The following is a 14,365-nucleotide window of genomic DNA, read 5'->3' on the forward strand; positions in this document are numbered from 1 at the left end:
TATCGTCGGACAGTCGCAGAAGCCAAAGACGAAAGATCGACAGGTTGACGCGTATATCGCAACGATCAACGACGATCAGTTCCAGCAGATTGCGCAAGGATTGATCGTGGAAACCGACGGCGACGAGGATTCGATTGAACCGCTGATTGTATCTAAAGAAAACAATCAGACGTGGTTTGCGGTTTATAACGGAACACCCTATTTCTTCTATGGCCAGATGGTGGTCTATGATGACAATAACAACGAATTAGGCACTTTGGAAATTCCGCTGGCGAAGCCTTATGAATACTGTTTCCTGAATGACTATGTCGACGGAATTGCCAGCAGTTATGATTTTTCTGCCGCGGAATACTATTCACTAAGTTATGCTGCAACGGAAGCGCATTATCAATTCACGCTTAATGGTGACGAGACTACCAGCTGGAGCGATATTCTGTTAGCGTCGGAAGACTTAAATGAGGACAATGTGAAGGAAATCTGCATGGCGGAATATTATTCCAATGTGCTTTCGCAGATCGCGTCGGAAGAGCTGATGTTCTTTGACGAAAATGATTTGAAGTATGTGAATGACGATGAAAACGAAGGCCTGGACCGGACTTCGGCGAAATACCGCGCGGTATTGGATATTGATCGCGGCGTCATTGAGTGGTATTCTATTAACAACGGAACGGAGACCGCGTTGTCTTCGCTCACTATGAAATAAAGGAGGATTTATGATGGATCATCAGGAAGTTGTTTCGTCCTTAGGCGGCGTCAGCCTTTCTCAGCACCTCACCCATACGTTTTTATGGATGACTGCCGGGTTGGCCGTCACGGCGATTGTCGCTTTTCTTACGCTGTTCAGCGGACTGTGGATGACGATTTATTCATTTTCATTAGCGCCGCTTGTGTTGTTAGTCGCGCAGCTGGGCGTGGTTATTTTTCTGACCGGCAAGCTGGCTAAAATGCAGCCGTCCACCGCGAAGCTGTTGTTTCTCGCCTATTCGGCGCTGACGGGCATTACGTTCTCGATTCTGCCGCTGGCTTATGGCTTCGGCACGATGTTTATCGCTTTCGGCTTTACCGCGCTGATGTTTGGAAGCATGGCCGTCATTGGCATGACCACGAAGAAAGATTTAAGCGGTTTGGGTCCGATTTTGATGGCCGGTCTGATCACAATGATCGTGATCACGATCGTCGGCTGGTTCATCAATCTGGACGCCATTTCGATGGTGATGAACTATATCATGATCGGAATTTTCCTGGGCTTGACCGCCTATGACATGCAGAAGATGAGAGCGATGTACTACGCCTGCGAATCAGAACCGGCGATGCTGGATAAGATTTCCATCTATTCCGCATTGGATTTGTATCTCGATTTCATTAATATTTTCCTGTATGTTCTGCGGATCTTAGGCCGCAGTCAGAAAAACTAATTCTCAGATTAAACGAGAAAGCTGACTTCTGTGAAGAAGCCGGCTTTTTTCAATTCTGAACTCCGTTCAAGAACGTTTGTGGCAATGACAATATCGGAAAAATCCAAGGGATTAAGTTTAAGCCATAAATAATTTCACTTTTTGTCTTTCTTCTGCAATAATAGAGATAGAGGAAAGACACGTTTGAATGGGAAAATGAAAATCGCGTCGTTAAAAAGGAGGAGAAAATGAAAAACGCAAGCCGAGAGGTCAGCCGCTTTTACGTCGAAGTGATGGACGACTCAAAAATGAATTCGCAAACCGCCGTTCTGACGATTACAGACAATGACTTATTGATTGAGGGGGAACAAACCTTGAGTATCCTGCGGACGCAGATCCGCAAGGTGCAGCGGTTTCTGAATGCCGGGCGGATTCAGGCGGATGCGGGATCCGGAAAACCGCAGGGAAAAGAATCGGATCTGGCGCTGACTGTGGCCGGCACATCCGGCGTCGACCGGCTATTGTTTATCCGGGTGCTCAAAAACGAAGGAATACAAGCAGAAAGCTTATTTGAACAGCTCTGCCAATAACCGCGCTCGCGGTTATTTTCGTATCGCCACAGAGGCGGTTATGGTGTAAAATAAAGAAGTCTATTTTAAACAAAACGGAAGGTGGGAGGATCGTGAAGAAATGGTTTAAAGGACTGGCGGCGCTGGCGCTGGCGATCAACATGATGCCGGCCCTATCCATCAAAGCGGAAGAAGAATTAAATCTGGACGGGGAATCGGCGGTTCTGATCGACGCCGACAGCGGCGCGGTCTTGTATGAGAAAAATGCGGACGACCGCCATTATCCCGCCAGTATTACAAAAATCATGACGGTCTATCTTGCCTTAAGCCAGGGCAATCCCGATCAGATGCTGACGGCGACCGATACGGCGATTGATAATATCGACCGCAAATCCAGTCATATCTGGCTGGATTATGGCGAAGAATTATCGCTGAAAGATGCCTGTTACGCAGCGATTATGGCCAGTGCGAACGACGCGAGCAACGTCCTGGCGGAAGCGATCGGCGGCTCGCAGGAGGAATTTGCCGGGCTGATGAACGAAGCTGCGGCGGCGGCCGGGGCGAAGAACACGCATTTTGCCAACGCGCACGGCCTGCCCGATGAGGATCACTATACGACAGCCTACGATATGGCGATGATCACGCGAATGGCGATGAAGAACGCCGCGTTTGCGGAGGTCTTCGGCACGGTTAAATATGAAATGCAGCCGACGAACAAACAGAAGGATGTGCGCTATTTCGCTTCCGGCAACGATATGCTGAAGAAAGGCGAGTTCTTCTATGAATATGCCACTGGCGGCAAAATCGGCTGGACGGAGGACGCTGGGTATACCATCGTAACCACGGCTTCCAAGGACGGCGTAAATCTGATCGCGGTCGTGCTGAAAAATTCCAACAAGAACGCTCGTTATACCGATACCCGGGCCTTGTTTGATTATGGCTTTGCGAATTACAAGCAGATTACCATTCCGGCTTCTTCGTTTGAAGAAAAGACAATTGAAATCAAGAAGCGCGGCCAGCTGTGGGCGACGGCGAAGTTTAAGATGAGCTACGACTTCAAGATTCTGGCGAAGACCAACGATGATGAAAGTCAGTACACCGCCAGCGTGATCGTTGAGAATGAGAAGGATCCGGATACCGTTCAGGCTTATGCGATTTTAAATAAAAACGGGGCGGAGATTGCCCGGCAGGCGATGGAAAAGGAACTGGAAGTCAACGATATCAGCTTTAAGGCAACGACCTGGCCGATCATTCAGAAGGGATTGGATCTGTTCAGCGTCGGTGTGTTCGTTCTCTTTATGGGCTTGTTTTTGATCGCGGCCCTGGGCCGGATGATTCGCCGGCGTTCATAAATCAGGGAAAGAGGAAAACCTCTTTTTCTTTTTGGAAAATTCAGGTACAATGATCATCAAAGAGAAGGATATTGGAACAGAAAGAGTAAGAGGGGACAGGAAATGCTGAAACTGTTGGTAACTGATCTGGATGGAACCTTGCTGAAAATTGGAAACGAGCTGTCCGCCGGGATTAGCGATGAAAACCGCGAAGCGCTGACTGAGTTTGTCAGGGAAGGCGGGCATGTGGCGATTGCCAGCTCGCGGGGCCCAGACGCCCAGACGATGATCAGCGGCTTATTGGGAGTACCGGTTGCGGCGATCGGCATGAATGGATTTATTGTCTTAGATGAAGAGGGGGAGAAAATCAGCGAGCATTGGATGGACTTCGCCGACTTTGCCGAGCTGGTTGAATTCATTCAGAAACATCAGATCAACGGATCGCTGATCACCCGCGGCGACGATAACGGCGCTTACGGCTATGGCGGGGAGGAAACCTATCCGCAGCGCTTAACGCCCGGCAGTCCGGCAATCCGCCAGAATTGGCGTTTGGAATTCGCCGATTTCGCTTACCGGTCAGGGCGCTGCTCAAAAATCAGTTTGTTTGTGGAACCTGGCCAGCACAGCGAAGCTTCACGGCTCTTGCACGCGCAGTTTGACGGCCGGTTTGAGATCGCGGCCTCCGATGTGGATATGCTGGACGTAAGTCCGGTGGGAATCAATAAAGGCAGCGGTATTCTGGAACTGGCGCAGTCGTTGGGCCTGGACAAGGATGAAATTGCGGTGGTCGGCGATAATGAAAACGATTTGTCAATGTTCAGGGTTATCCCGGCAAGCTATTGCATCGACCATGCGGCGCCTGCCATTCAGGCCGCAGCTTCCCGCAGCGTCGCGTCGGTGGCGCAGGCTTTGGCTTTAGCCCGGGAAATAAAGGGATAAAGCTTGAGCTTGTCTGAAAAAAGCAAACGTAAAAAAATCTGGGGTTCCAGATTTTTTTTCAGTCAGCGGATGAAATTTGTCGCGGTCTTGGGTTCCTTATCCGGCATCGGCAGCTGAGCTTTCCCCAGTTCCAGGCACTTCAGAAGATAGCTCATGTTGCGGGCCAGCGTCCGCATTGTCTGCAAGCCTTCCTGATCCTGCAGGACTTCTTCCGGCGTGTTGCCGTGCACGCTGTTCCAATATTGGGAACTGACGATGGGCATCGACGAAATCGTAAAATATTTATTCAGCTGGTCGAACGTGGCGCTTGCGCCGCCGCGCCGGCAGCTGACGACGGAAGCTCCCAGCTTGTACCGTTTGTCAAACGCTGCGGCATAGAACAGGCGGTCGAGAAACGCGGTAAATGTTCCATTGGCGGAAGCGTAATAGACAGGCGATCCCAGGATCAGCGCATCGGCATTTTCCCATTTTTCCAAAACCAGATTTACGGAATCCGTGGTGAAGACACAGCGTCCTAATTTCCGGCATTGGCCGCAGGCAATACAGCCCCGGACTGCTTCCTGTCCCACCTGGATCAATTCGCAGCTGATTCCTTCTTGCCGGAAGATCTTCTCCATTTCATGCAATGCCGTATAGGTGCAGCCCTTTGCATGCGGACTGCCGTTCAACATCAAAACTTTCATACCGATCACGCCCCTTTTCTGCTTTCATTATATCGCGTTCTCAACGCAAAATGAAAAAAACCGGCGCTCTCCTGCAATGAAGAACGTCGGTTTCCAGATTGATTACTGATAGGCGATGGCAGCCCACATCTTGCCGGAGTAGCCAATCGCGATTTTTGTCGAGCTGCTGCTCAGGATGATCGAACGATGGCCTGAAGAATTCATCCACCAGTTGAACTTATCCTGAACGGTGCTGCCGGCATACGTCAGAATTTCCAGCGGATGACTGTAAGAAACTCCGTATTCGTCAAACGCCGTTTTATAATGGGAACCATCCGGGCGTTTGTGGGAAACATAACCAGCCGCTTCCGAGGCACGGACACCGATCGCCGCCTGCGCGCTTTCATCTCCCAGGGACAGCGGATCCAATCCGGCGTCAGCCCGGGCGATGTTAATCAGATTCAACATCGATGTAATCGCGTCGCCCGCGACCACGCCGCTGGACTTCGGTTTCGGTTTTTCTTTGACCTGGACGCCCAGCGTGGCGGAACCCACATTGCCGGAAGCGTCAGCGATCGAGAAGTAAACTTCATATTCGCCGCTTTGAGAAGCGTCGACATAGTTTTCAACCCACAGCTGCTGGATATCGAGCGATTCCAGACTGTTGTCAGAAACAGATTCCACCCAATCGAGCGGATTCCATTCCTCTTCGTACTCAAGACGGATGTGCGGATACTTTAATTCAATGACCGGAGCGGTTGTATCCTGAATGTCCAGGGTCACTTCGCGCGACAAGGTTGTCTGCAGCAGGCTGTTCTGCGCAGCGGTGTTGTTCAGCGTCAAATGAACCATGACGTCCTGTTGTCCAATTTTGCTCAAGTCTAACTGATCGATTTTAATTTCGGCATTCGTCAGATCAGCGGCCGGGGCCATCAATGTCGTTTCTTCGGCCGGGACACTGACAGCGGCTTCCTGAAATAACGCTGTTTTAATTTTATCAGCGGCATTCAGGTCGTTAATTTCCAGACGGATCGTTGGCTTGACGTCTGCTTCGGATTCACCCTCGGCTCGGATCGGAGAAGTGATCGCCGCAGTGGTAAAGCATGTAAGCAAGGTAACGATCGTTAATGAACTGGAAAGAGCTTTATGTTTTTGAGTCATAATTTCCTCCTTCGGTTCACGACCATGATTATTGTATAATGAAATAATTTCGATGGCAAATTGAATAAGGAAATTTTCACAGAATTCACATGAAATTCCCACATTTGAAGGCCTTTTTGTTAAAAATGGGAGAAAATTCCTTGGTTTTTCTTTCTTAGAAATTCATAAAAATTTAAGAATTCCGTAGACACTTCTTCAAAAATGACTAAAAAATCACTGCTTTTTTGAGTTATTGGGCAAACAAAATGACGTTTTTGTCAGGTTTCTCTTTTTGACTTTCCGCGTGGACAGAGATCTAAATAGGTAAAATTATTCTGCTTATTAATCTTCATTTTTTTCAATGACACCGCTTGCATTATCAAGATGAAAAAGGAGATATTGGGACTCAAAAATTCAAGGCAATTCCGTCTGTACCGCAAAAATCAGAAGTGCAGAAATGGGAATTGTTCGCAGGACACATGTCCGAAAACAAACAAGCCTGGATCGTCATCAGGACGTCCAGACTTGTAAACGGGATGGGTATGCTGGAATGCGCGCGGGTTATTTTCCCCGCTTCAGCTCAGCCAGGTTTTTAGAACGGGCATAGCGTTTTAATGATTCATAGTTGGCGGCCAGCTGTTTTTCATACGCCGAAGTCGCTTGCGGCTGGTAAAACCGTTTAGTCCGGATCGCGTCGGGCAGGTATTGGATTTTGTACCACAAATCCGGCCGGTCATACGGATATTTGTCTTCTTCCTTCATCCCGACCGGGGTGAAGCGCAGATAAGCCGGTACCGGCGGATCGCTGGCTTCCGCTTCCGCCATCGCGGCCTGGATCGCCAGTTCGCCGGACTTGGATTTCGGCGACAGCGCCAGATCGATCACCGCGACGCCCAGAGGAATCATGCCTTCCGGGAAGCCTACGCGCTTGGCAGCGTCGATCGCCGAGATGGTGCGTGCTACCGCGGCCGGATTGCCCAGCCCGATATCCTCGTAGGCAATCACCAGAAGCCGCCGTTCGATGGAATCCATGTCGCCGGCCTGAATCAGACGAGCCAGATAATATAAGGAAGCGTCCACATCGCTGCCGCGGATTGCTTTCTGAAACGCGCTGACGGCGTCGTAATGTCCGTCGCCGTCCTTGTCGATTCCCCGTACCGGGCGCTGGACATACTGCCGCACCAGCTCCGGGCTGATGACCGGTTCATCGCTGGCGATCGCGCACAGCTCGAGGACGTTCAGGGCATAGCGGATATCTCCGCCGCAGTAGCTGGCGATCAGCTCAGCCGCTTTGGGATCCAGCTGAACCTGGCCGTTTAAGCCTTTTTCACTGGCGGCCGCGCGGTTAAGCGCCGCAATAATATCCGCGGTTTCCAACGGCTTGATCGCAAACAGATGACACCGGGAACGGATTGCCGGATTGATCGCCATCGTCGGATTGGAGGTTGTCGCACCGATCAGGATGATTCGTCCGTTTTCAACATGCGGCAGAAGCAAATCCTGTTTATCCTTATTTAAACGATGAACTTCGTCGATGATCAGGACGAGCCCATCGTAAAATTTAGCTTCCTCAAAGATCGTGTCGAGTTCCTTTTTATTCCCGGTCACGGCGTTGAACAGGCGATAAGGCAGATGCAGCTCGTTGGCCAGCACCGAGGCCAGCGTCGTTTTGCCCGTCCCCGGCGGCCCGTAAAAGATCATGGAAAACAACCGGCCCTGCTCGATGCAGCGCCGGATCACCTGTCCCGGACCGATGAGATGCTGCTGCCCGATCACCTCGTCTAAGGTTTCCGGCCGCATCCGAAAGGCTAATGGTTGTTTCATGCGATCAACTCCTTCGTCTTATTTTACCATCTGGAAAGGAAATAGGAAATGATTCTTCAGCACTGCGGGAGTGACATTCGCATTCCTCCTCCAAGAAGACGCCGGGCAGGACGTCCGGCAGCCGCAGCCGCTTCGCTTCACCAACGCCTTGTTGGATCAGATAGTCCAGCGACGAATCGAGCAGACGTTGCAAGCTGTGATAAACGGCATGCGCAAATTCACTGATTTGTCCCTGTTCCATGGCCGTCAAAACTTGTTCAAGATCCGATGGATAATCGGGGGACAGCCCGGCGGCGGGCAGCTTGCGGGCATGATAGAGGTAGGGACCGCCGGCATAGAGAAATTGGAAAATCTGATTCACAATGACGCTCATCGAGGGGGAGGTTTGCGCTGCGGCCAGCCAATCGATCAATTCGCCCAGCGGATTCGGGGATTGCCGGATGCGGGCTGCAATGATTTTCCGTTGTTGAAAATCCAGTTGTTTTCCAGCGTTCAGCGCCGCTGGAACACTGATCAGGCAGAGCAGCTGCAGGGCGCACAGATACGTTAAGGAATTCCGCTTGCTGGCGGGACTGGCCAAGGGATCGAAACAGTTAAGATCCGGATCGCAGATCTGCGAACCCTTGCCATTGAGCGTGCGGATGAACTGAAGCTGCCGCAGATAGCGCAGCGCCCGGCGCAGGGTATCCACCGAAACACCGTACTGTTCAGCCATCGTTTTTTCCGCGGGCAGAAAGGAATTCGGGGGCAGCTCACCGGAGAGAATCGCCTGAATGAGCGAGCGGGCGATCTGCCGGCTTTTTGAATTCTGATTCAATTCTGGCCCGGTATGCCATTGAAAAATCCCGGCAGGTTCCATCGACAGATCAAAATGGCTGGACAATTGCTGCATATAAACTTCCACATGGCTCTGAGTTCGGTCGATCATACGCCGGATCCGGTTCAGAATCGCCAGCGGAGCCTGACTTTGAAGACCCTGAAGCAAGGTGGAAAAGTCACGGCTCTGCGGATGACTCGCCATGATTTCATAGGGGTGTTCATATCCGGGGATTACCGGCAGCAGGCATGCCTGTTCCAGGTTTTGATAGAGATCGTCAAACAGAGGGTTGCCGGAATAATTCAATAACCCGTGAAACAGCTGGGCTGACAGAATCCAGGAATGATCGCCTTTAAACCGGATCATCTTCTTATTCAGCCGGTAAAACTGATCGAAATCCGCCTCCTTCATCAACCGCCCGCTTTGCCAGAGTAAGATCGGAAGCAAACCTCGGAGGGTCTGATAGGCATCCTGAACGACGCCGCGCTGAATCAGCGTGGCGCGAATCAAGGTTTCTTCCGGCTGCGGCGGTCCGGTTAAAATCACAGCCCGGCGGCGTGAGCGGCATGCAAGATAGCCATCCTGTTCCAACAAAGCCAGAGCTTCCCGCACTGTGCGCACGCTGACCTTATAAACCTGGCTTAAATCGTTAATCGACATCAGCCGCTGTCCCGGCTGCAGCCGGCCGGTCTGGATCTCCTGACGCAGAGTCTGCGCCAGCTGCCCGGGCTTGGTTGATTTAGAAAACATGGCGATCACCTCTGGTAAGGATTATAGCACATTTCAAGAAACCTATAGGCTGATGTGCATAGATTTGATCTTGTTGTAAAATTCGCGGTACTATACAATGAAAAAAGAAAGGGTTGAACCATGAACAAGAAGCGGAATTTGGATCATTATGAGCGCGGCTTCAATGCCGCTGAAAAATGGGAAATCGTCCTTCAGCTTATTATTTTCATCGCGGCGCTGTTTGTCGTCATGACGCTCACCCGGCGGCTGCGGCTGGCCATCGACCGCAAAACGCAGAGCTACGTGACCGACGTCGCGCTGCAGAATGCCTACCGCATTGAAGAAAAACTGCAGGTGCTGCAGCAGGATCTGGAACTGATCAAAGCGCATGTGAATGATGAACTTCCTTCGCATCAGCCGATATTTCTGCAGGAAGCCGCCGCCTTGTTAGGCTTTGATTCGCTGGTCATTCACGCCAACGACAGCGAAACCGGCGTCATTGTCCGGGAAAATCAACAAATTGACGTGACGGTGGCGTTGGATGAACAGCGGCAGCTGACCGGCTCGATATCGCAGCAGCGGATGCAGCAGATGATCCAATCCCAAAGCTTCGGCGGCCAGGGGTTATCCTGTATTTCCGACGCCGAAGGCCGGGTGATCATTTCGCCCACGTCGCTGGAACCGTTTTTGAAGCTCGACGAGCTCTTTGTGGAAAAGCGCGACGCGCAGGTGGTTGCCGATATTGAACAGATGCAGGCGCGGATGCGCAGCGGCGAACGCGGCGTACTGCAGTTTGTCGCCCGCGATCAAACGGAGCTGGTGCTCTCGTATATCCCGATTCACAACGGACAATGGGTGCTGCTGACCCTGGTGCCGGCGGCACTGATGTCGCGCGAGGTCGATTTGTATGCTTTCTGGAATTACATCGTACTGGCCCTGTTGTTAATTTTCTGCGGTCTGATTTTGATGCTCAGCCTGTACCGCAACTGGAAACATCGCCGGCGGTTAGGCGAGATCGCATTTATGGATCCTTTGACCCGGGCGCCGAACGATTCCGGATTCCGGCTGTTATGTCGCCGGCAGCTGGATATGCCGGGCTTGAGTCCGTCGTCGATTGTTTTTATCAACCTCAAACATTTTAAATTGATCAACGAAAATTACCGCAGTGAAACCGGCGATATCGTGTTGAAAATTTTTATGGAATGCCTGCGTCAAACCTGTGGTCAAGGTGAACTGGCCGCACGCATTGAGGCTGATCACTTCGCACTGCTGGTTCGTGGTCAGGCGTATGACGGTTTGCTTGCGCGGCTGCAGCGGCTGCAGGGTCAGGTTAAGCAGGCTTTGGCGGCTCAGCAGATTGATTTTACCCTGGCCTTCAACGCCGGTTTCTATGCGATTTATTCAGTGTCGCAAGATGTTCAGGTGATGCTTGGCCGCGCAAAAACGGCTTGTTGGAGTGCTGAAAAGCAGGAGCTTCTGCTTTGCCAGTATGATCAGCGTCTGATCGATACGCTGAATCAGGAACATGCGATGACCGCAGCGCTGCCGGGAGCGCTGCGCGACGGTCAGTTCATGATCGTTCTGCAGCCGAAAGTGGATCCGGCCGGCGGCCGGGTCGCAGGCGCGGAAGCGCTGGTGCGCTGGAAGCATCCGGAAAAAGGAATGATCCCGCCGGGCCAGTTTATTCCCATCCTTGAAAACAGCGGTCAGATCGTGCAGCTGGACGAGTTTGTGTTTGAACAAGTCTGCGCACTCTTAAAGCGCTGGCAGGAAGACGGGATCGCACCGCTGCCGATTTCCGTCAATTTGTCCCGGCATCATTTTAAAAACCGGAATTTCCTTGGGCGGCTGCGGTCGATTGCGGAACATTATGGGGTCGATCCCGGTTGGATTGAGCTGGAAATTACGGAATCGATCTTCTTTGACGAGTCCTCTATCGAACGGGTAAAAACGATTGTGCATCAGATTCATCAGAGCGGATTTACGTGTTCGCTGGATGATTTCGGTTCCGGCTATTCTTCGTTGGGCCTGTTGAAAGAGTTTGAGATCGATGCGATTAAGCTTGACCGGATCTTTTTCCCGGCGACGTTGGATCCGCGCAGTCAGGTCGTGATCGAGGGGATCGTCGCACTGGCGAAAAATCTGAAACTGACAATCGTTGCGGAAGGGGTGGAGTCGGGCGAACAAGCTGATTTTCTGCGCCGGATCGGCTGCGATCTGATCCAGGGCTATTACTATTCGCCGCCGTTAATGCCCACGGCGTTTGCCGAGCTGCGGTGCAAGCAAAATCAGGAATTCGAATCTTAACGAAAGTCTTCCCGCCGGCTGGGGAGACCTTTTCTATCTGAACGGAATCCGGAAATTCCCGCTCTTGCGGCCGGTCGGTTTTCCGTTATAATTAAAGAGAAGAAAACAAAAAGAAATCAGGCGATTTCTTGACCAGGGAGGAAGTCAGGCTATGCGAGTAGTTTTACAGCGGGTAACGGAAGCATCCGTCACGATCGACGGACAGCTCTTTAATGAAATTCAACAAGGGTATCTTTTACTGGTGGGGATCGTTGACGGCGACGATCAGGAGATCGTTGGAAAAATGGCCGCGAAAGTCCATGATCTGCGGATTTTCGAGGATGAAAATGGTAAAATGAACTTATCCATCGAACAAATCGGCGGGCAGGTGCTGTCGATTTCCCAGTTTACGCTGTATGCCAATTGTAAAAAAGGGCGGCGTCCGAGCTTCGATCAGGCAGCCCGGCCGGAGATTGCCAGTCCGTTGTACGACGCCTTCAACGACGCGCTGCGTCAGACGGGATTGGTCGTCAAACCGGGAATTTTTGGGGCTGAGATGAAAATCCGGCTGCTTAACGACGGGCCGGTGACGTTGATTCTGGACAGTAACGAATTATTTTAAGCGAATAGTTTGCCCGGATTTTGGGCTTGATTTAAAAAGACGCAGGAAACAGACGGTCAGTCTGATGAAGGAGGAAAACCATGGCACAGGTGATTTATGGTTCAGAGGTATCAAAGGACATTCGCAGCGAACTGAGCGAACAGATCGCGGCGCTGCGCGCGTCCGGCCGGCGGATGCCGAAGCTGGCGGTAATCCTGGTTGGAGAGAATCCGGCTTCGCTTTCGTATGTCACAGGCAAGGAAAAAGCCTGCACGCAGGTCGGTATGGAATCGGAGCTGATCAAGCTGCCGGCCACGACTTCGCAGGAAGAACTGATGGCGGTCGTCCGGCGGCTGAACGCGGATCCGAACGTCGACGGGATTTTGTGCCAGCTGCCGCTGCCGGACGGGCTGGACAGCGCGCAGGTGATCCGTGAAATCCGGCCGGATAAGGACGTCGACGGCTTCCATCCGATCAACGTCGGTAAGCTGCACTTAAAAGAAGACGGCTTTGTGCCGTGTACGCCGCTGGGATGTATGGAGCTGCTTCACCGGATGGGAATCAATCCGGCAGGCAAACGCGCAGTCGTCCTGGGCCGAAGCAATCTGGTCGGCGCGCCGGTCGCGCGGTTGTTGTTAAACGAGAACGCCACCGTTACGATCTGCCATTCCAAGACAGAAAATCTGCCGCAGGTGTGCGCGGAAGCGGATATCCTGATCGCCGCGGTCGGCCGGGCTAAAATGGTCACGGCGGATTACGTGAAGGAAGGTGCGGCGGTGATCGACGTCGGTATTAACCGCAGCGCGGAAGGCAAGCTGGTCGGCGACGTGGACTTCGCGTCGGTTGAGCCGAAGGCCGGCTTCATCACGCCGGTTCCGAAAGGCGTCGGACCGATGACGATCACGATGCTGCTGAAAAACACGCTGAAGGCTTATCGTCAACATGAAGGGGAATAACCAATGATTACCGATTATGATTTAAACGACATTGTGGAAATGAAAAAGGAACATCCCTGCCACAAGTCAAAATACTGGAAAATTATCCGCATGGGCGCCGACATCAAGATTAAATGTCTGGGCTGCGGCGCGGCGATCATGTTTCCCCGCTCGGAATTTGAGCGGAAATGCAAAAAACTGATTGAGAAAGCGGACAAGACGGAGTAAAATCCGTCTTTTCTGTCGTTCAAGCCGTACTGCATCTTGAGAAACGAACGGAAAAAAGGTAAACTAATAAAGGATTTCCGCGGCCAGCTTTGCTTTAGAAGCCGCGTGAGTGAAAGGATGAAAAACTTATGTCATTAACCGCAGGTATTGTCGGACTGCCGAACGTCGGCAAGTCGACCCTGTTTAACGCCATCACCCAGAGTCAGGTCGAGGCGGCGAACTATCCGTTCGCAACAATTCAGCCGAATGTCGGCGTCGTTGAGGTGCCGGATGAGCGCATCGACAACATTGCGGCTTTGTTCAACCCGAAGAAAATTATCCGCACCACATTTGAATTTACAGACATCGCCGGTCTGGTCAAGGGCGCGTCCAAGGGCGAGGGGCTGGGCAACCAGTTCTTAAGCCACATCCGTCAGGTCGACGCGGTGTGCCATGTCGTGCGCTGCTTTGACAACCCGGATATCACCCATGTCGAAGGCTCGGTCGATCCGATCCGCGACATCGAGATCATCAATCTGGAGCTGGCCCTGGCCGACTTGCAGACGGTGGAAAACCGGCTTACCAAGGTTGAACGCAAAGCGCAGGCTAAAGATAAAGAAGCCGCTGCGGAGTACGCAGTGTTAAGCAAGCTGGTTGAAGCGCTGCGCGAAGGCAAGGCGGCCCGCAGTGTCGAATTGACCAAGGAAGAAGCGTTAACGGCGAAAAGTTATCAGCTGTTGACAGCCAAGCCGATGATCTACGTTGCCAACATGTCCGAGGACGAGATTGCCGATCCGGAAAACAACGCTTATTACAAACTGGTTAAAGCCTATGCCGAAGCGGAAAATAACGATGTGATCGCGATCTGCGCGCAGATTGAGGAAGAACTGTCGTCGTTGGAAAAAGAGGAAAAACTGGCGTTCTTAGAAGA

Annotated in this window: 14 protein-coding genes; 10 read left to right on the forward strand and 4 right to left on the reverse strand. The window is 51.9% G+C overall.

Annotation, left to right across the window (positions count from 1 at the left end):
- The 5 genes from HOLDEFILI_RS05385 to HOLDEFILI_RS05405 form a co-directional block, all read left to right on the forward strand.
- On the forward strand, positions 1-703 hold a 703-nt coding region (locus tag HOLDEFILI_RS05385), incomplete at its 5' end, for a hypothetical protein (protein WP_006058494.1).
- Positions 704-716: 13 nt separating this feature from the next.
- Positions 717-1,415: a Bax inhibitor-1/YccA family protein gene (locus tag HOLDEFILI_RS05390; RefSeq protein WP_117895353.1), complete on the forward strand. Its 699-nt coding sequence runs from the start codon at positions 717-719 to the stop codon at positions 1,413-1,415.
- 227 nt (positions 1,416-1,642) lie between these two features.
- A complete protein-coding gene (locus HOLDEFILI_RS05395) occupies positions 1,643-1,984 on the forward strand; it encodes a hypothetical protein (RefSeq protein WP_006058497.1) in 342 nt (113 codons plus the stop codon).
- 92 nt (positions 1,985-2,076) lie between these two features.
- Positions 2,077-3,315: a D-alanyl-D-alanine carboxypeptidase family protein gene (locus HOLDEFILI_RS18240; RefSeq protein ID WP_006058498.1), complete on the forward strand. Its 1,239-nt coding sequence runs from the start codon at positions 2,077-2,079 to the stop codon at positions 3,313-3,315.
- A gap of 102 nt (positions 3,316-3,417) precedes the next feature.
- The gene (locus tag HOLDEFILI_RS05405; protein WP_006058499.1) at positions 3,418-4,233 is read left to right on the forward strand and encodes an HAD-IIB family hydrolase; all 816 of its coding nucleotides are present in this window, start codon (positions 3,418-3,420) and stop codon (positions 4,231-4,233) included.
- Positions 4,234-4,295: 62 nt separating this feature from the next.
- On the opposite strand, the gene HOLDEFILI_RS05410 is transcribed toward HOLDEFILI_RS05405, so the two are convergent.
- From HOLDEFILI_RS05410 to HOLDEFILI_RS05425, 4 genes are all read right to left on the reverse strand, one after another.
- Positions 4,296-4,916, reverse strand: a complete 621-nt coding sequence (locus tag HOLDEFILI_RS05410) for a flavodoxin family protein (protein WP_006058501.1) — start codon at positions 4,914-4,916, stop codon at positions 4,296-4,298.
- A 102-nt stretch (positions 4,917-5,018) separates the two neighbouring features.
- Positions 5,019-6,056, reverse strand: a complete 1,038-nt coding sequence (locus HOLDEFILI_RS18245; RefSeq protein ID WP_050766924.1) for a CAP domain-containing protein — start codon at positions 6,054-6,056, stop codon at positions 5,019-5,021.
- Positions 6,057-6,596: 540 nt separating this feature from the next.
- Positions 6,597-7,859, reverse strand: a complete 1,263-nt coding sequence (locus HOLDEFILI_RS05420) for a replication-associated recombination protein A (protein WP_006058504.1) — start codon at positions 7,857-7,859, stop codon at positions 6,597-6,599.
- 4 nt (positions 7,860-7,863) lie between these two features.
- Positions 7,864-9,426, reverse strand: a complete 1,563-nt coding sequence (locus HOLDEFILI_RS05425) for a GntR family transcriptional regulator (RefSeq protein ID WP_006058505.1) — start codon at positions 9,424-9,426, stop codon at positions 7,864-7,866.
- A 120-nt stretch (positions 9,427-9,546) separates the two neighbouring features.
- Between HOLDEFILI_RS05425 and HOLDEFILI_RS05430 the strand changes: the two genes are divergently transcribed.
- The 5 genes from HOLDEFILI_RS05430 to ychF all read left to right on the forward strand — a co-directional run.
- Positions 9,547-11,712: a putative bifunctional diguanylate cyclase/phosphodiesterase gene (locus tag HOLDEFILI_RS05430; RefSeq protein ID WP_006058506.1), complete on the forward strand. Its 2,166-nt coding sequence runs from the start codon at positions 9,547-9,549 to the stop codon at positions 11,710-11,712.
- Between the two features lie 151 nt (positions 11,713-11,863).
- On the forward strand, positions 11,864-12,313 hold the full coding sequence (dtd, locus tag HOLDEFILI_RS05435) for a D-aminoacyl-tRNA deacylase (protein WP_006058507.1): 450 nt from the start codon (positions 11,864-11,866) through the stop codon (positions 12,311-12,313).
- 80 nt (positions 12,314-12,393) lie between these two features.
- A complete protein-coding gene (gene folD, locus HOLDEFILI_RS05440; protein WP_006058508.1) occupies positions 12,394-13,248 on the forward strand; it encodes a bifunctional methylenetetrahydrofolate dehydrogenase/methenyltetrahydrofolate cyclohydrolase FolD in 855 nt (284 codons plus the stop codon).
- A 3-nt stretch (positions 13,249-13,251) separates the two neighbouring features.
- Positions 13,252-13,455: a DUF951 domain-containing protein gene (locus HOLDEFILI_RS05445; protein WP_006058509.1), complete on the forward strand. Its 204-nt coding sequence runs from the start codon at positions 13,252-13,254 to the stop codon at positions 13,453-13,455.
- 128 nt (positions 13,456-13,583) lie between these two features.
- On the forward strand, positions 13,584-14,365 hold a 782-nt coding region (gene ychF, locus HOLDEFILI_RS05450), incomplete at its 3' end, for a redox-regulated ATPase YchF (RefSeq protein ID WP_006058510.1).

Source organism: Holdemania filiformis DSM 12042 (assembly GCF_000157995.1).
GTDB classification, from domain to species: Bacteria; Bacillota_I; Bacilli_A; order Erysipelotrichales; family Erysipelotrichaceae; genus Holdemania; species Holdemania filiformis.